At 58.6% G+C, this 16,242-nt stretch carries 17 protein-coding genes; 10 read left to right on the top strand and 7 right to left on the bottom strand.

The genetic code is table 11. The features are described 5' to 3' along the window. Positions 1 to 16: 16 nt before the first annotated feature. Positions 17 to 607, top strand: coding sequence for a YqgE/AlgH family protein (locus CWI75_RS03970; RefSeq protein ID WP_101520200.1), 591 nt, complete (start codon positions 17 to 19; stop codon positions 605 to 607). Next, positions 600 to 1,058, top strand: coding sequence for a Holliday junction resolvase RuvX (gene ruvX / locus CWI75_RS03965; protein WP_101520199.1), 459 nt, complete (start codon positions 600 to 602; stop codon positions 1,056 to 1,058). The genes CWI75_RS03970 and ruvX overlap by 8 nt, the downstream gene beginning before the upstream one ends. Here the strand turns inward: ruvX and CWI75_RS03960 are convergent. Together CWI75_RS03960 and CWI75_RS03955 are read right to left on the bottom strand one after the other, a co-directional pair. Beyond that, a complete protein-coding gene (locus tag CWI75_RS03960) occupies positions 1,055 to 2,197 on the bottom strand; it encodes a PilT/PilU family type 4a pilus ATPase (RefSeq protein ID WP_101520198.1) in 1,143 nt (380 codons plus the stop codon). The genes ruvX and CWI75_RS03960 overlap by 4 nt on opposite strands. Before the next feature lie 25 nt (positions 2,198 to 2,222). After that, positions 2,223 to 3,257: a type IV pilus twitching motility protein PilT gene (locus CWI75_RS03955; RefSeq protein WP_101520197.1), complete on the bottom strand. Its 1,035-nt coding sequence runs from the start codon at positions 3,255 to 3,257 to the stop codon at positions 2,223 to 2,225. Between the two features lie 94 nt (positions 3,258 to 3,351). Between CWI75_RS03955 and CWI75_RS03950 the strand changes: the two genes are divergently transcribed. The 8 genes from CWI75_RS03950 to hemW all read left to right on the top strand — a co-directional run bounded on the left by CWI75_RS03950 (position 3,352) and on the right by hemW (position 9,472). Beyond that, positions 3,352 to 4,035, top strand: coding sequence for a YggS family pyridoxal phosphate-dependent enzyme (locus tag CWI75_RS03950; protein ID WP_101520196.1), 684 nt, complete (start codon positions 3,352 to 3,354; stop codon positions 4,033 to 4,035). 89 nt (positions 4,036 to 4,124) lie between these two features. After that, positions 4,125 to 4,958, top strand: coding sequence for a pyrroline-5-carboxylate reductase (gene proC, locus CWI75_RS03945; protein ID WP_101520195.1), 834 nt, complete (start codon positions 4,125 to 4,127; stop codon positions 4,956 to 4,958). Next, on the top strand, positions 4,955 to 5,542 hold the full coding sequence (locus CWI75_RS03940; protein WP_101520194.1) for a YggT family protein: 588 nt from the start codon (positions 4,955 to 4,957) through the stop codon (positions 5,540 to 5,542). The genes proC and CWI75_RS03940 overlap by 4 nt, the downstream gene beginning before the upstream one ends. An 11-nt stretch (positions 5,543 to 5,553) precedes the next feature. Further along, entirely contained in the window at positions 5,554 to 6,690 is a 1,137-nt protein-coding gene (gene metX, locus CWI75_RS03935; RefSeq protein WP_241521073.1) for a homoserine O-succinyltransferase MetX, read from the top strand. Then, positions 6,690 to 7,280 (top strand): methionine biosynthesis protein MetW, encoded by a 591-nt coding sequence (gene metW / locus CWI75_RS03930; protein WP_101520192.1) that lies wholly within the window; start codon positions 6,690 to 6,692, stop codon positions 7,278 to 7,280. Before metX ends, metW begins: the two co-directional genes overlap by 1 nt. A 1-nt stretch (position 7,281) precedes the next feature. Beyond that, positions 7,282 to 7,719 (top strand): DUF4426 domain-containing protein, encoded by a 438-nt coding sequence (locus CWI75_RS03925; protein WP_101520191.1) that lies wholly within the window; start codon positions 7,282 to 7,284, stop codon positions 7,717 to 7,719. Then, complete coding sequence (gene rdgB, locus CWI75_RS03920; RefSeq protein ID WP_101520190.1) at positions 7,719 to 8,324, top strand: RdgB/HAM1 family non-canonical purine NTP pyrophosphatase; 606 nt, start codon at positions 7,719 to 7,721, stop codon at positions 8,322 to 8,324. The genes CWI75_RS03925 and rdgB overlap by 1 nt, the downstream gene beginning before the upstream one ends. After that, positions 8,324 to 9,472, top strand: coding sequence for a radical SAM family heme chaperone HemW (gene hemW / locus CWI75_RS03915; protein ID WP_101520189.1), 1,149 nt, complete (start codon positions 8,324 to 8,326; stop codon positions 9,470 to 9,472). Before rdgB ends, hemW begins: the two co-directional genes overlap by 1 nt. A 51-nt stretch (positions 9,473 to 9,523) precedes the next feature. Here hemW and phoU read toward each other — a convergent pair whose 3' ends face one another. The 5 genes from phoU to CWI75_RS03890 all read right to left on the bottom strand — a co-directional run bounded on the left by phoU (position 9,524) and on the right by CWI75_RS03890 (position 16,242). After that, a complete protein-coding gene (gene phoU, locus CWI75_RS03910) occupies positions 9,524 to 10,225 on the bottom strand; it encodes a phosphate signaling complex protein PhoU (RefSeq protein WP_101520188.1) in 702 nt (233 codons plus the stop codon). A gap of 10 nt (positions 10,226 to 10,235) precedes the next feature. Continuing rightward, the gene (pstB, locus tag CWI75_RS03905; protein ID WP_241521086.1) at positions 10,236 to 11,000 is read right to left on the bottom strand and encodes a phosphate ABC transporter ATP-binding protein PstB; all 765 of its coding nucleotides are present in this window, start codon (positions 10,998 to 11,000) and stop codon (positions 10,236 to 10,238) included. Positions 11,001 to 11,123: 123 nt separating this feature from the next. Further along, positions 11,124 to 12,788, bottom strand: coding sequence for a phosphate ABC transporter permease PstA (pstA, locus tag CWI75_RS03900; protein WP_101520187.1), 1,665 nt, complete (start codon positions 12,786 to 12,788; stop codon positions 11,124 to 11,126). Between the two features lie 21 nt (positions 12,789 to 12,809). Beyond that, on the bottom strand, positions 12,810 to 15,110 hold the full coding sequence (locus CWI75_RS03895; RefSeq protein ID WP_101520186.1) for an ABC transporter permease subunit: 2,301 nt from the start codon (positions 15,108 to 15,110) through the stop codon (positions 12,810 to 12,812). 157 nt (positions 15,111 to 15,267) lie between these two features. Further along, a complete protein-coding gene (locus tag CWI75_RS03890) occupies positions 15,268 to 16,242 on the bottom strand; it encodes a PstS family phosphate ABC transporter substrate-binding protein (protein ID WP_101520185.1) in 975 nt (324 codons plus the stop codon).

The raw sequence follows: 16,242 nt of genomic DNA, 5'->3' as shown, positions 1-16,242 counted from the left end.
ACATTCGGAATACATTATGTCAGTCCAGACATTTGCCAATATCGTGAAAAGTGGGGCCTGTCTGCGGAATCATTTCCTGCTGGCAATGCCCAGTCTTGCCGAAGGTCTTTTCGCCCAGAGCATCACCTATATCTGTGAACATGGGGAAGCCGGTGCCATGGGCATCGTCATCAACCAGCCACTGGACCTGAGCATGGAGGAAATCTTCGAGCATCTGGAGATCGAGACCACCAGTGACTTCAGCGATCAGCCTGTCATGTCCGGCGGCCCCGTGCAGATAGATCACGGATTTGTCCTGCACCGCCATTGCAAGCGGCGCTGGGATGCCAGCCTGCAGGTAACACCCGAGATTACCCTCACCAGCTCCAGGGACATCCTGCGCGCCATCGCGGAGGGTACCGGCCCCACCGACCATCTGGTGGCACTCGGGTACGCGGGCTGGTCGGCGGGCCAGCTTGAAGAGGAACTCGGCCTCAACAGCTGGCTCACAGTACCGGCGGACAGTGACATCATTTTCAACATACCCTGGGAGCGCCGGCTCGCGGCCGCCGCTGCACAACTGGGCGTCGACATGAACCTGATCTCAACCCAGGTCGGGCATGCCTGAACCGGGCACTACCGAGCGCCTCCTGCCGGCCACAATCCTCGCCTTCGATTACGGCCTGCGCCAGATCGGCGTGGCGGTTGGCAACAGTGTGCTGGGCACGACCCAACCCCTTGCCGTGCTACGCGCAAAGGACGGGATACCCGACTGGATGGCTGTGGAGGCTATTGTCAGGGAATGGCGCCCCGACCTGCTGGTGGTGGGAGACCCGCTTAACATGGACGGCACCCTGAGTGAACTTGCTACCCGCGCCCGCAAATTCGGTCGACGGCTGCACGGGCGCCTGGGATTGCCGGTAACCATGACCGATGAGCGCCTCAGCAGCTATACCGCCAAGGGCGAACAACGCGAACGCGGGCATCGTGGAGACTACAAGGCGGTTCCCATAGACAGCTATGCCGCAGAGCTTATTCTGCAAACCTGGCTGCGCGAGCACACCGCCACGACAGACTAGCGCCGCAGGTGCCGGCCGCGGTCCTCCGGACGATCAATCGTCAGGCCCAGGCCGTCATCCTGGCCCGCCCGCCCTTTCTCGAACATCTTGATCATCAGGCGTACATCGTTGGCCGAATCGGCGTGGCGGATTGCCTCATCCAGCGAAATCAGGTCGTCCTTATAGGCCTGCACCAGCGATTGGTCGAGGGTTTGCATCCCGAGCTCGGTTGACTTGGCCATGACCTCCTTGATCAGGTGCACTTCACCCTTGCGTATGTATTCCTGTATCAGAGGTGAGTTCAGCAGTACTTCGACCACCGGGGTGCGACCCTTGCCGTCCTTGCGCGGCAGCAACTGCTGGGCGATCATTCCCTTGAGGTTCAGCGACAGGTCCATCCAGATCTGTGACTGCATATTCGCCGGAAAGAAACTCTGGATGCGATCAAGTGCCTGGTTGGCGTTGTTGGCGTGGAGGGTACACAGGCAGAGATGCCCGGTTTCGGCAAAGGTCAGTGCCTGGGCCATGGTCTCCGCCGAGCGCACCTCACCAATCAGGATGACATCCGGTGCCTGGCGCAGGGTGTTTTTCAGGGCGACGTCAAAAGAGTCGGTATCAATACCCACTTCGCGCTGGGTAACGATGCAGTTGGCATGTTCGTGGATGAACTCGATCGGATCCTCGATACTGATGATATGGCCGCGACTGTTGCGGTTGCGGTGGCCGACCATGGCCGCCAGAGAGGTCGATTTACCGGTGCCGGTAGCGCCGACAAAAATGACCAGCCCGCGCTTGGTCATCGACAGCTCCTCGACGATCTTGGGCAGGCCGATCTGGCCGATTTCCGGAATCTGCGTTTCTATACGCCGCAGCACCATGCCACAACGACCGCGCTGCACCAGGGCGCTCACCCGAAAGCGGCCCACCGCCTCCCCTCCGGCGAGGGCGAAATTACATTCGTGCGTACTGAGAAACTCATCCCGCTGCTTATCGCTCATGGTCGACAGGACCAGCTCACGGGATTGCTCATCTGTCAGCTTTGTTTCGCTAACCGGGTAAATCTGGCCGTCAACCTTGATACTCGGCGCTGCCCCCGAGGTTACAAAACCGTCCGACGCGCCCTCTTTTACCATCCGCTGGAGCAAATCTTCAATCCGCATGATGCTGAACCCTCGTTATGTCCGCCTAAAAATTTTCCGGCATCCGCGCTTTTTCGCGAGCAACATCGCGAGTAACGGTTCGCTTCTCTACCAGCTCCTTGAGACACTGGTCCATGGTCTGCATACCCAGGGCACTGCCGGTCTGGATCGCGGAGTACATCTGCGCCACCTTGTCCTCGCGAATAAGATTGCGGATGGCCGCGGTGCCGCGCATGATTTCGTGGGCCGCTACCCGACCGCCAGTCGCACGCTTGAGCAGGGTCTGGGAGATTACCGCCTGCAGCGACTCGGACAGCATTGAGCGCACCATGGATTTTTCCGCCGCGGGAAATACATCCACTATCCGGTCGATTGTCTTGGCGGCGGAAGTGGTATGCAGGGTGCCGAAAACCAGATGCCCGGTTTCCGCCGCGGTCAGCGCCAGTCGAATGGTCTCAAGATCGCGCATTTCACCTACCAGGATGATGTCGGGATCCTCCCTCAGCGCGGAGCGCAGCGCCTCGGCAAAACCCAGCGTATCCCGGTGCACCTCGCGCTGGTTCATCAGGCATTTCTTGCTTTCATGAACAAATTCGATCGGGTCCTCGATGGTCAGGATGTGCTCGTACTTGTTGTCGTTGATATGGTCGACCATCGCCGCGAGGGTAGTGGATTTGCCCGAACCGGTAGGCCCCGTTACCAGCACCAGGCCGCGCGGCATCATTGAAATATCGCGGAACACCTGGCCCATGCCGAGGTCTTCCATGGTCAGCACCTTGGAGGGAATGGTCCGGAACACACCGCCGGCGCCGCGGTTCTGGTTAAAGGCGTTAACCCTGAAACGCGCAACGCCGGGGACCTCAAAGGAAAAATCCGTTTCCAGGAACTCCTCGTAATCCTTGCGCTGCTTGTCGTTCATGATGTCGTAGATGAGGTCGTGAACCTGCTTGTGATCCATTGGCGGCAAATTGATCCGCCGCACATCGCCGTCCACCCGAATCATCGGAGGCAAACCCGCTGACAGGTGCAGGTCCGATGCCCCCTGCTTGGCACTGAATGCGAGAAGCTCTGTTATATCCACCGTTTCCCTCCCCCCGGGCAATTCTTATTTTGACTGCCCATAGTCATTGTTTTCGGCTCGCTTCCCGCTGCCCCAATCCGCTACCATGCATTGCATGAATGCAGACACCCTCAAAAGCAACATCGACAAACTCCTCGAAAGAGTACGACTCAGCGCGCAAAAAAGCCAGCGAGAGAACTCAATACGCGTACTTGCTGTCAGCAAAACGCGTAGCGCCGACGAAATCCGCCGCGCGGCGGGCCTTGGTCTGCATGAATTCGGCGAAAACTACCTGCAGGAAGCGCTGGCTAAAATTGCGGAGCTTTCTGATCTCGATCTCTGCTGGCACTTTATCGGGCCCATCCAGTCCAACAAGACCCGGCCGATTGCGGAGCATTTCCACTGGGTTCACAGTGTCGACCGTCTCAAGGTGGCCCGCCGCCTGAGCGAGCAGCGTCCCCGGTCGCTACCGGACCTGCAGATTTGCCTGCAGGTCAATATTTCGGGCGAGGCCAGCAAGTCGGGGGTGGACCTGGCAGAACTGCCGGCGCTCGCCAGGGCAGTAATGGCATTACCCCGTATACGGCTGCGCGGACTGATGGCCATCCCCGCGGCCGGACTGGAACCGGAAGCCCAGCACGCCGCCTTTGCCACTTTGCGCAGGGCACTGGAAAACCTTCAGCAAGAGGCGCCCGAGCTGGATACTCTGTCAATGGGCATGTCAGGCGATCTGGAGGCCGCTATTGCAGAGGGCGCAACCATTATCCGCGTGGGTACCGACATCTTTGGTCCGCGATAACAGGCATTGTCGGCGGTCGATTTTACGGCGCTGCGGCGTGTATACTTAAGCTCCTGAATTAACCGTCTCAACTGCGGGAAACGCTGTCCTTGAAAACTGCAATCATCACCTTTATCGGCGCCGGTAACATGGCGTCCAGTATTATCGGCGGGTTACTTGCCGGTGGCCACGATGCCTCGTGTATACGGGCCTCGGACCCGGCCCGGGAAAATCTCGAGCGCCTGCGCCAACTCGGTGACATCAAGGTGTACCAGGATAATGCGGCCGCCTGCGCGGGAGCCGATGTGGTGGTCATGGCAGTCAAGCCCCAGATAATGGCAACGGCCCTGGCCAGCATCAGCGCCCAGGTGGCTGCCAGTGGATCGCTGGTTATTTCAATTGCCGCCGGCACTACCATCGCTACCATGCAATCCCTGCTCGACAATCGTGCACCACTGGTACGTTGCATGCCCAACACGCCGTCCCTGGTGGGAGCCGGTGCCACCGCACTTTATGCAAGCCCGGAAGCAGGGCCACAACAGCGCAAGCTGGCGAGCGCCATTCTCGGCGCTGTCGGGCTGATCCAGTGGGTCCCCCAGGAGAGCGACCTGGACGCCATTACGGCGCTGTCCGGTAGCGGTCCAGCCTACTTTTTCCTGTTCATGGAAGCCATGATAGAGGCTGCCTGCGCCATGGGACTGTCCCGCGACTGTGCCGTTGCCATGACCCGGCAAACCGCTTTTGGTGCCGCCCGGATGGCACTGGAGAGCGATGTTGACCTGCGGGAACTGCGCCGCCGGGTAACCAGCCCCGGCGGTACCACCGAACGGGCCGTACAGTGCTTTGAGCACGAGGGCCTGCGCGATCTGGTGGCACATGCCATGGCGGCAGCCAGGGAACGGGCGGAAGAGATGGGCGCACCACAGGAGACTCCCGACGCATGAATGCACTCAATGAAATCATTGGTTATCTCGCCGAAACCGCACTGAACCTGGCCTTGGTCGCCGTGTTACTGCGGTTTTTGCTGCAGGCCGTGCGCGCCGATTTCTACAACCCGATCAGCCAGTTCCTGGCCAGGATTACCAACCCCCTGGTGTTGCCTCTGCGCCGGGTTATCCCGAGTATTGCGGGGCTTGATACCGCCTCCCTGCTACTGGCACTATTGATACAGGTACTGGCCATTGTTGTCCTGCTGCTGCTGAACGGGCTGGGGTTGCCCAACCCGTTCCGACTGTTGGGTTGGGGCGTACTGGGTCTCGCCGGGCTGTTGCTCAATATCTATTTCTTTGCGCTGCTGGCAATGATCATCCTCAGCTGGGTAGCGCCCCAGAGCCGACATCCGGCCTTGCTGCTGCTGTTTCAGCTTACCGAACCGGTAATGGCACCGTTCCGCCGGCTGCTGCCGAACATGGGGGGGCTCGATTTCTCGCCGATCCTGGTCTTCATCCTGATCAATGTCCTGCAGATTGTCCTGCGTAATATGGCAGCGGCGACGGGTCTGCACCCGGCGCTGGTGATCGGCCTCTGAACAACAACCCCGTGAATACCTCCCGTATAGGTGTGGTCACCCCCAGCCGGGCACGGTTCAGCGAACCGCTGCTGCTGGCCTGTGGTCGTACCCTGTCCGAATATGAACTGGTCTATGAGACCTACGGTGAACTCAACGCCGATCGTTCGAATGCCGTGTTGATTTGTCATGCTCTCAGCGGTAACCATCACGCCGCCGGCTACCACAGTGCCGAGGATCGCAAACCGGGATGGTGGGACGAGTGCGTGGGCCCTGGCAAGCCAATAGATACCAACCACTTCCATGTGGTGTGCCTCAATAACCTGGGTGGTTGCCATGGTTCCACGGGGCCCGCCAGCGTGAACCCGGAAACCGGCCAGTCCTGGGGCCCTGATTTTCCCTCCCTGAGAGTGCGTGACTGGGTGCACAGCCAGGCCCGGCTGGCCGATCACCTTGGCATTGATTGCTGGGCCGCCGTCATCGGTGGCAGCCTCGGCGGCATGCAGGCCATGCGCTGGGCACTGTTGTATCCCCAGCGACTGCGGCACTGCGTGGTCATTGCCTCGGCACTCAAGCTCAGCGCCCAGAATATCGCCTTTAACGAAATCGCACGCCAGGCGATACAATCCGACCCCGACTTTGCCGGCGGCCACTACCTCAGCAAGGGGCTGGTGCCGGCACAGGGCCTCGCCCTGGCACGCATGGTTGGCCATATTACGTATCTCTCCGACGATGCCATGGCCAGCAAGTTTGGCCGCGACCTGCGCTCGGGCACGCTGGAACCCGGCACCGAGCTCGGCGCCGAGTTTCAGGTACAAAGTTATCTGCGCCATCAGGGCAGCCGGTTTTCCAACAACTTTGATGCCAACACCTATATCCTGATGACCCAGGCACTGGATTACTTCGACCTCGCCCGGGAGTATGGCAACGACCCCGTCGCCGCCTTTCGCGAGGCCCGATGCAGCTTTCTGGTATTGTCGTTTTCCACGGACTGGCGCTTTTCGCCGGGGCGCTCACGCGAGATTGTCAATGCTTTGATCGCCGCCGACCGCTCGGTAACCTACGCAGAAATTGCCGCCGACGGCGGCCACGACGCCTTCCTGATGCCAATCCGTCGCTATCTCGATGTATTTTCCGCTTATATGCAGCGGGTACGGGAGCCACACTGATGCGCCTTGACCTGACCCATATCCAGCGCTGGATTGAACCCGACTCGAAGGTTCTCGACCTCGGCTGCGGTAACGGTGAATTCCTGCAGCGGCTGTATACGGAACGAGGCGTGCGCGGACTCGGGCTGGAAATTGACCCGAATGAGATCACGGCGGCAGTCGCCCGGGGTCTTAATGTCATCGAACAGAATATGGATGCCGGTCTCGACAATTTTCCCGACCAGAGCTTTGATACCGTGGTAATGGCTCACGCCCTGCAGGCGGTGCACTACCCGGACAAGGTACTGGAAGAAATGCTGCGGATTGGCCGCCAGGGTATTGTTACTTTCCCCAATTTTGGGCACTGGAGCTGTCGCTTTTATCTCGGGACCCGCGGACGCATGCCGGTATCCCGCTTCATGCCCCATAACTGGTACGATACGCCCAACATCCACTTCTGCACCGTAACCGATTTCGAAACCCTGTGCGCGGAGCGCGGTATTCGCATCCTCGCCCGCGATATGGTCGGCAATACCGAACGCAAACCCCTGCTGGCAAGCGCAATGCCCAACCTGTTTGCCGTTACCGCCATCTACCTGATAAGTCGCTGATATGAAAATATTCCATACCTGTTTCCTTACCCTCATACTGCTGTTTGCCGCCGGGCCTTCAATCGCCCAGCAATCCGAGCGATTCGGGCCCTACGAACTGCATTACAGTGTCGTTAATACCACATTCCTCGCACCGGAGGTTGCCGGCACCTACGGCATTACCCGGGGCAAGAACCGGGCAATTCTCAACCTTGCGGTACGGGAACACACCGACTCCGGTACCGAACCCCGCAGCATGCAGCTTCAGGGGCGCACCCGTGACCTGATACAGGCACAGGATCTCGAATTCCAGGAAGTGCGTGAAGGGCCAGCAATCTACTACATCAGCGAGTTCCGCTTCATCAACGAGGAGTGGCGATTTTTTGAGGTCGACTTTCGGCCCGAGGGTAGCGATGAAACCTATCGCTTCGAACTCAAGCACCAGCTTTACATCAATTGATGGCCGGCAAACCCAATGACCGGACCGTAGTCCTCGCCAGTGGTAACCAGGGCAAGCTGGCGGAGCTCGCGCGCATCCTGGAACCGCTGGCGATGACCCTGCGGGTGCAGTCCGAGTTCGGTGTGGACGACGTGGACGAGACCGGCCTCACCTTTGTGGAAAATGCCATACTCAAGGCCCGTGCCGCCGCAGAACACACCAGTTTACCGGCGATTGCCGACGACTCCGGGCTGGAAGTTGACTATCTAAGGGGCGCGCCCGGAATTCATTCGGCGCGTTATTCGGGCCAGGGCGATGCCGCCAACAACGCCAAACTGCTGGCAGCGCTGGCGGGAGTCCCCGAGGCACAGCGCAGCGCCCGCTATCAGTGCGTACTGGTTTATATGCGTCACGCACTGGACCCGACACCCCTGATTTGCCAGGGCAGCTGGGAAGGCAGGATCCTGGAGGCACCCAGCGGCAGCGGCGGCTTCGGCTATGACCCGGTTTTTTATGTCCCGGCCAGCCACTGCAGCGCCGCCGAGCTGGACAGCGTCACCAAGAACCGGGTCAGCCACCGCGCGCTTGCCTGTGCGAAACTGGCGCAAGCGCTGCGCGGAGCCTGATGTCACTGCTGCAACTGCCGCCACTGGGGCTGTATGTCCATCTCCCCTGGTGCGAGCGCAAATGTCCCTATTGCGATTTCAACTCCCACGAGTTCACTGAGCTGCCCGAGCAGGCCTATGTCGACTGCCTGTTGGCGGACCTGGAGCGGGAAATCGCCTTTGCCCAGGGGCGTAGCATCAGTACGCTTTTTATCGGCGGTGGCACACCCAGCCTGTTCAGCGCCGGGGCCATTACCCGCTTACTGCAAGGTATTGCGGCACGGCTGCCGCTGGCAGCGCACATGGAAGCGACCATGGAGGCCAACCCCGGCAGCGCCGAAGCGGGGAAATTTGCCGCCTTTCGCGCCGCGGGAATCAATCGCCTGTCCCTTGGCATACAGTCGTTCCAGGCCACGCAACTGCGGATACTGGGTCGCGTACACGATAGCGACCAGGCTCACAGCGCCGTAACAGCGGCCCGCAATGCAGGTTTCCAGCGTATAAACCTGGATCTCATGCACGGCCTGCCACAGCAGGATGCCGCCCTGGCACTGGCGGACCTGGCCACTGCCATGGAGTACGACACCGGCCACCTCTCCTGGTACCAGCTCACGATCGAACCCAACACCGTGTTTCACAAGCGGCCGCCATTGCTGCCGGTAGAGGATGAACTCGCCGATATCCAGGATGCAGGAGAAGCACAACTACTGGCCGGTGGCCTGCGTCAATACGAGGTTTCAGCCTGGGCGATACCCGGGCAGGAGTGCCGGCACAATCTCAACTACTGGTCTTTTGGTGACTACCTGGGCATTGGTGCGGGAGCGCACGGCAAGGTCAGTTTTACCGATGGGCGGATCATGCGCTATGCCAAGCGGCGCCAGCCGGAGGCCTATATGCAGGCCGGCGCCGATGACTACCGCGCACAACAGCGCTGGCTGCAGGCCGAAGAACTGCCGGGTGAATTTGCCATGAACGCGCTGCGCCTGAACGCGGGCTTTACCCTGGAGCAATTCAGCGCCTGCACCGGGCTGGCTGCCGGTGCTCTGCAACCGGCCCTGGATTCACTGGTCGAACGCCAGTTACTGGTCGTTAGCGGCAACCGGCTAACCGCCAGCCCACTCGGGCGGCGTTTCCTGGATTCCGTGGTGGCGGAGTTTCTCCCGGACTAAAAACCCGTCGGGCTTACACCTCAGTCGCGGGAGGAAAAATCGGACAGGCCGCTAGCTATCCAGCGCCTCGGTATTCCCGTGACGAATATCCTTGCCTTTCACCAGGTAAACCGTATGTTCGCAGATGTTCTTGGCATGATCCCCCACTCGTTCCAGGGAACGCAGTGCCCAAAGCACGTTCATCACCCTCGAGATACTGCGCGGGTCTTCCATCATGTAGGTAATCAGCTCGCGCAGGGCTGATTTGTATTCAAGGTCGATCTGGTCATCGGCCTTCAGCGTTTTCAGGGCTGCGTCGGAATCGTAGCGGGTAAAGGCATCCAGCGAATCGTGGAGCATTTTACGCACCCCACTGGCGATGTGCCGGACCTCGATGTAGCCGCGGGGGGCGTCGCCCTCTTCCGACAGGATAATCGCCATTTTGGCAATTTTCTTCGATTCGTCGCCAATACGCTCGAGATCGCGGATGGTCTTGCTTACGGCCATTACCATGCGCAGGTCCGAGGCCGCTGGCTGGCGACGGGCAATCAGGGTAGTGCAGTCTTCGTCAATCTGCACCTCGAGGGCATCAATTTCCTCCTCCCGAAAAACGACATCCCGCGCCAGGCCACTGTCGGCATCCAGCAACGCAGCTACCGCATCATCGAGCTGGGTTTCCACCTTGCCGCCCATGGTGAGCATCTGGCTCTTTATCAGCTCGAGCTCTTCATTGAAATGGCGAGAGATGTGCTGGTCGAAATGAAGCTTGTCCACGAAGCGCTCCTTAGCCGTAACGGCCGGTAATATAGTCTTCTGTCTGTTTCAAAGCAGGGTTGGTAAAAATGGCTTCGGTATGGTCAAACTCCACCAGGTCACCCAGGTACATGAAAGCAGTATAGTCCGAGACCCTGGCCGCCTGCTGCATATTATGGGTAACGATCACGATAGTGTACTGCTCCTTGAGCTCATAGATCAGCTCCTCAACCTTGGCCGTGGAGATCGGGTCCAGTGCGGAGGCCGGCTCGTCCAGCAGGATAACTTCGGGTTCAATGGCAATCGCCCGGGCAATCACCAGTCGCTGCTGTTGCCCGCCGGACATGCCAAAAGCATTATCGTTCAGGCGATCCTTGACCTCGTCCCACAGCGCGGCGGCGCGCAGCGAGCGCTCGACGACTTCGTCCAGGTCCCGCTTGCCATGCACACCCTGCAGGCGCAGGCCGTAGGCGACATTTTCATAAATGGACTTCGGGAAAGGGTTGGGCTTCTGGAACACCATGCCCACACTGCGTCGCAATTCCGCCACATCGACATCACGATCATATATATTCTTGCCATCCAGGATAATCTGGCCGGTAATCCGGCAGGTATCCACAAGATCATTCATGCGGTTGAAACAGCGCAGCAGAGTTGACTTGCCGCAGCCGGAGGGGCCGATAAATGCCGTAACTTTCTTTTCGGGGATCAGCAGGTTAATGTTTTTCAAGGTGCGGTCGTTGCCGTAATACAGCTCGAGATCGCGAACCTCAATCTTGGTGGTTTCATCCGCCATATCCACAGAATGCGCACGGTTTTCCGCCAGCCCGCCCGCAAACGGTGTAGTTAATTTGCCTTCAGTGGCGTCGCCTGCCTGTGTGTTCATGCTGTCTGTCTCTGTTGTCATATCTGTGCCTGTCTAGTCCGAAGCGCTGCGGTAGCGTTCACGCAGTCGGTTGCGTATGGAAATGGCGGTCAGGTTAAGGGCCACAATCAAAAACACCAGTACCAACGCCGTGGCATAGACCAGGGGTCGGGCCGCTTCCACATTGGGGCTCTGGAACCCGACATCGTAAATATGAAAGCCCAGGTGCATGATCTTCCGTTCCAGGTGAATATACGGAAATATGCCGTCCACTGGCAGGGTTGGCGCAAGCTTTACCACGCCCACCAGCATCAGCGGAGCCACCTCGCCCGCCGCACGGGCAATAGCGAGTATCAGGCCGGTCATCATCGCCGGCGTGGCCAGGGGCACAACCACTTTCCACAAGGTTTCCGCCTTGGTCGCCCCCAGCGCCAGGCTGCCCTGGCGGATGGTACTGGGGATCCGTGCCAACCCTTCCTCCGTGGATACTATGACAATCGGCAGGGTAAGCAGTGCCAGGGTCAGTGATGCCCAGAACAGGCCTGGCGTACCAAAGGTCGGTGCAGGCAATTTGGCTTCATAAAACATCTGGTCGATGCTGCCGCCCAGAAAGTACACAAAGAAGCCAAGGCCAAAGACGCCGTAAACAATAGAGGGTACCCCCGCGAGGTTATATACCGAGATCCTGATAATGCGGGTCATCAGGTTCTGTTTCGCGTATTCACGCAGGTAAATGGCGGCCAGGATACCGAACGGAGTGACCATGATTGACATCACGAACACCATCGTCACGGTACCGAAAATGGCCGGAAAAATCCCGCCCTCGGTGTTCGCCTCGCGGGGGTCGTGGGTCAGGAACTCCCAGAGGCGCACGAGGTATTCACCAGCCTTGTCAATAACCGACAACGTGTTCGGCGCGGTTACCCTGACCACCATTGCCAGGGAAATATCCACCTCGTCGCCACTATCCGTCAGCATTCGCAGGGTATCCCGAAAAGTGCTTTTATAGAGCAGGTCCAGCTCCTGCCGCAGCGCCTGGTACTCGATTTCCAGTTCCCGGCTGCGCTCGGCAATACGGGTTTCCTCAATCACTCGTTCCGCGCCACTCACCTCGCGAAGCTCAAGTGAACGCTTGTCGAGACGCAGTCTCTCCATATCGGTATTGATACGGCCAATACGGCGGCGTTCAATCGCCTCGATCTCGTCGTGCAGCTTGATGCTACGCGCGGTTGCCGTCTGCAGTGTGTTCCAGAACCGCACATCCGTGGCGGGTATGGTTTCACCGGCGCTCGTCAGGTGCAGCGGATAGCCGTAAAAATTACCCCATTCGCGGCGTTCTATCACAAAGGCGTTATCGGGGTAACGGAAGGGTTGCATCCCGACTTCGGTGTGCCAGACGAAATCCCTGCCAGTCTGGTCGCGATTACCCTCCTTGAACAGGTAACGGGTAATTTGCGCGGTGTCCTCCGGCACATAATTACCCGCATCCCGGGCTACGGCGGCAGTCACAGTCTGGGAGCGTACCAGTTCACCCAGCACCAGGCGCCGGCTACCGTCGCGATCCACAATTTCCACTTCTGCCACGCTTGACGGCCAGAAATGGCCGAATCCACGAACGGCGATCAGGCCGATCAGGCCCACCACCATGATCATGCAGACCGCGACGGCGCCGGCGTTCAGCCAGACCCAGGGGGTACCACTCTTGAACCATGCTCTCATTATCTGTCCCCTACCCGGTTATCACAGGCTGCTGTAGCGGGTGCGCAACCGCTGCCGAATAATTTCAGCCACGGTATTGACCACAAAAGTAAGGGCCAGCAATACCAGGGCGGCCAGAAACAGTACCCTGAAATGGGATGATCCCACTGCCGTCTCCGGCAGCTCCACGGCTATATTGGCAGAGAGCGTGCGCATCCCCTCGAAAATATTGAAATTCACCACCGGGCTGTTACCGGTCGCCATCAATACGATCATGGTTTCACCGACAGCGCGGCCAAAGCCCATCATCACTGCCGAGAAAATGCCCGGGCTGGCAGTGGGTAAAACCACCCCCACAACGGATTGCCAGCGGGTAGCCCCCAGCGCCAGCGAACCCTGGGTGAGGTGGCCGGGCACGGTAAAGACCGCATCCTCCGCAATCGAGAAAATGGTCGGGATCACCGCGAAGCCCATGGCAATACCCACGACAAGGGCGTTACGCTGATCGTAGGTAATACCGATATTGGTAAACCACTGACGCATGCTGCCGTCAAAAAACCAGATCTCAATAAAGGGACTGAGAACAATGCTCAACCAGACAAAACCGATAATAACCGGTACCAGCAGAGCCGCCTCCCAGCCATCCGGGACACTGTTCCGGATTGAGGCGGGCAGTAGCCGGGTCCAGATAAACGCAAATACCAGCATCATTATGGGAAGCAGAATAACAATGCTGAATATCGCCGGCAGGTGATCCTCGGCGAAGGGTGCCAGCCACAGGCCAGCCAAAAACCCCAGGATAACCGTCGGCAGGGCTTCCATAATCTCAATGCTGGGCTTAACAATCCCACGCAACTTCGGGGTCATGAAATAAGCCGTGTAAATAGCCCCCATAATCGCGAGTGGCATGGCAAACAGCATGGCGTAGAACGCCGCCTTGAGAGTACCCACAGACAACGGAACCAGGCTGAACTTGGATTCAAATTCGTCGCTACCGGAAGAGGATTGCCAGATATACTCGGGATCCGCCCGACCTTCGTACCAGACCTTGTTCCACAGCGCTGAAAATGACAGCTGTGGATGCTCGTTCCAGATATCAGCGGAATGCAATTGCCCGTTCTCGCCCAGCACCAGCAGGCGGCCGTTCAGGGGCGAAATCGCGACCTGCGCTACAGGCTGGTCAATAAACTGGTCCAGGTACAGGGTTCGGGCGGACGTGCCATAGTGCACGCCGAGCTGGCCGCTGGCATCACCGGCTACAAAGCCCTTGCGATTGTACTCCGGGGCAATTGCGGTAATGGCCGCGCCATGGGAGTTAAATTCGCGGATGCGGGTCAGGCTATAGTTATTGCTCTCATCGCGCACCAGAAACCACTGGCTCAAATCACCGTTCTGGGTACCCATAATGATCGAGACCGTGCCAACCAGGAATTCGGCTGCCGTTATCGGGCTGCCCTCGCCGGCATCAACCGACTGGACCAGCTGCGCGTTGTCGGGATTGCTGACGTCGTAGTAATGCACCCAACCGGCACTGTCTACAACAAACAGACTGCGCAGCGCCTTGTCCAGCAGCATCCTCACCGGCTCACCGGGTACCGGTGGCAAGGTATGTAGCTCGGTATTGACGACTACAGCGCCGGTCATCATGTTGGTACGGCTGGAAAGGCTCGCCAGAACCAGTCGCTTGTCATCGGTGTAACCGGCCAACAAAGTTGCTTCGCGACCGCGGGTGCGGCTGGCTATTGCCACCAGTTCCAGCGAATGACCCTGTTCATCAAGAGTAAAGGCATCGGTACCCAGGGGATACTCGAGCTCTGGCGTGATATAGCGTGAGCCCTCGGGAAAAGACAAATCGTAGTCATGCCTGGCTATAAGCACCTGGCCGTTATCAAGGCCGTGGGCGGTAATATGAGTACCGGGACCGGCCGCTGCATAACTGCTTACCCGGCTACCCAGTGGTAGCGCCAGTGGTATCTGTGCTCGTAAGGCGCCACTTTCAAGCTCAAAAAAGGTAACCATCCCACTACTGCCGTACTGCAGGCCCAGCTCTTCGTAACGCTCGATATAAAGGGCATTGGCGGCATCATCAGCGACTGGCGCGGTGTAAGTGGACAACGGCGTTATGGTGGCGCCACGCAGAACAGGAGCCACTTCATAAAACAGGTAAACAAAGATCATAGCCAGGGCAAACACCACCCCAAATCCTGCAACAGTGATCCCCCAGCGCGAGGCGTTATCCTTGAACAAACGCCGCTTTCGCAGTTTTTTGCGGGCTTCCACGCCGGGCAAGAGTGATTTCAATCGCGGCGACGACTGATCGGACGTTGAGCTGGTTTCGTTCATGGAGACGCCCCTTTTGGGGTCCAGGGCAACGCCGGGACCCTCGTGCTGGAACCGGAATATACCATTTATGTGACAATCATTAAAAAGAGAGGCGAACCTCTCTTTTTAATGTGTGGAATAACCGCGCAGCACGCCGGCGGAGCCTTGGGGACGTGGATCAATTAATGCCCAGATCAGCCATAACCCGCTGGCCGAGAGCATTGGGCAGGGGCACAAAACCATCGCGATGCACAATTTCCTGGCCCGTTTTGGAGTACAACATCTTCACGAATTCCCGTGCCAGTGGAGTCAGCTCCTGGTTGGGATTCTTATTGATGTAAACATACAGATAGCGTGACAGGGGATAGCTGCCGTCGGCGGCGTTTTCGCGTTTGGCTTCAATAAAAGGAGCACCCTGTTCGACGGCAAGGGGCAGGACTTTCACACCTGACGTACGATAGCCAATACCGGAATAGCCGATACCGTTAATCGATTCGGTAACACCCTGCACCACAGAGGATGACCCAGGCTGCTCATTGATGCTGGCCTTGAAATCACCGCCACACAGCGCGTTATCCTTGAAGAAACCGTAGGTGCCGGAGACGGCGTTGCGGCTATACAGGGCAAAGTCACGGTTGGCCCATGAGCCGGTCAGGCCCACCTGGCCCCAGCGGACGATGTCTTCGGGATAGCCGCAGCGACGAGTGGCGGAAAAAATGGCATCCACCTCGGGCAGGCTCAGGCCTTCAATCGGATTGTCTTTATTAACGTATACCGCCAGCATATCAATGGCTACCGGCAGCGCATACGGTGCGTAGCCATGGGCGGCCTCAAATGTCTGGATTTCAGTATCGCGCATCGCCCGGCTCATGGGCGCCAGAATGGCAGTGCCCTGAGTCAGTGCGGGTGGTGCGGTGGATGAGCCCGCACCCTGGATCTGCACATTCACGTTCGGGTAGAACTTGTTGAATTCTTCGGCCCACAGAGTCATCAGGTTATTCAGGGTGTCGGACCCAATGCTGGACAGGTTGCCGGAAACTCCGCCGACACGTTCATATTTGGGCAGCGCGGGATCAACTTCCGCAATGCCCGGGATGCTGGTGAACCCCGCTGCAACGAGGGTTAGTGTAGTAATAAGCTGCTTGAATTTCAT

Origin of the sequence: Kineobactrum sediminis, from assembly GCF_002868715.1 — a bacterium.
Classification (GTDB): Bacteria; Pseudomonadota; Gammaproteobacteria; order Pseudomonadales; family Halieaceae; genus Kineobactrum; species Kineobactrum sediminis.
This window is presented reverse-complemented; position numbering and strand designations above follow the sequence as displayed.

Coding starts and splice junctions, on each gene's coding strand:
- CWI75_RS03960 (WP_101520198.1), bottom strand. CDS start 2,197: ATGCGGATTGAAGATTTGCTCCAGCGGATGGTAAAAGAGGGCGCGTCG.
- ruvX (WP_101520199.1), top strand. CDS start 600: ATGCCTGAACCGGGCACTACCGAGCGCCTCCTGCCGGCCACAATCCTC.
- pstA (WP_101520187.1), bottom strand. CDS start 12,788: ATGAGAGCATGGTTCAAGAGTGGTACCCCCTGGGTCTGGCTGAACGCC.
- pstB (WP_241521086.1), bottom strand. CDS start 11,000: ATGGCGGATGAAACCACCAAGATTGAGGTTCGCGATCTCGAGCTGTAT.
- CWI75_RS03925 (WP_101520191.1), top strand. CDS start 7,282: ATGAAAATATTCCATACCTGTTTCCTTACCCTCATACTGCTGTTTGCC.
- CWI75_RS03895 (WP_101520186.1), bottom strand. CDS start 15,110: ATGAACGAAACCAGCTCAACGTCCGATCAGTCGTCGCCGCGATTGAAA.
- CWI75_RS03970 (WP_101520200.1), top strand. CDS start 17: ATGTCAGTCCAGACATTTGCCAATATCGTGAAAAGTGGGGCCTGTCTG.
- hemW (WP_101520189.1), top strand. CDS start 8,324: ATGTCACTGCTGCAACTGCCGCCACTGGGGCTGTATGTCCATCTCCCC.
- CWI75_RS03950 (WP_101520196.1), top strand. CDS start 3,352: ATGAATGCAGACACCCTCAAAAGCAACATCGACAAACTCCTCGAAAGA.
- metW (WP_101520192.1), top strand. CDS start 6,690: ATGCGCCTTGACCTGACCCATATCCAGCGCTGGATTGAACCCGACTCG.
- rdgB (WP_101520190.1), top strand. CDS start 7,719: ATGGCCGGCAAACCCAATGACCGGACCGTAGTCCTCGCCAGTGGTAAC.
- CWI75_RS03890 (WP_101520185.1), bottom strand. CDS start 16,242: ATGAAATTCAAGCAGCTTATTACTACACTAACCCTCGTTGCAGCGGGG.
- CWI75_RS03940 (WP_101520194.1), top strand. CDS start 4,955: ATGAATGCACTCAATGAAATCATTGGTTATCTCGCCGAAACCGCACTG.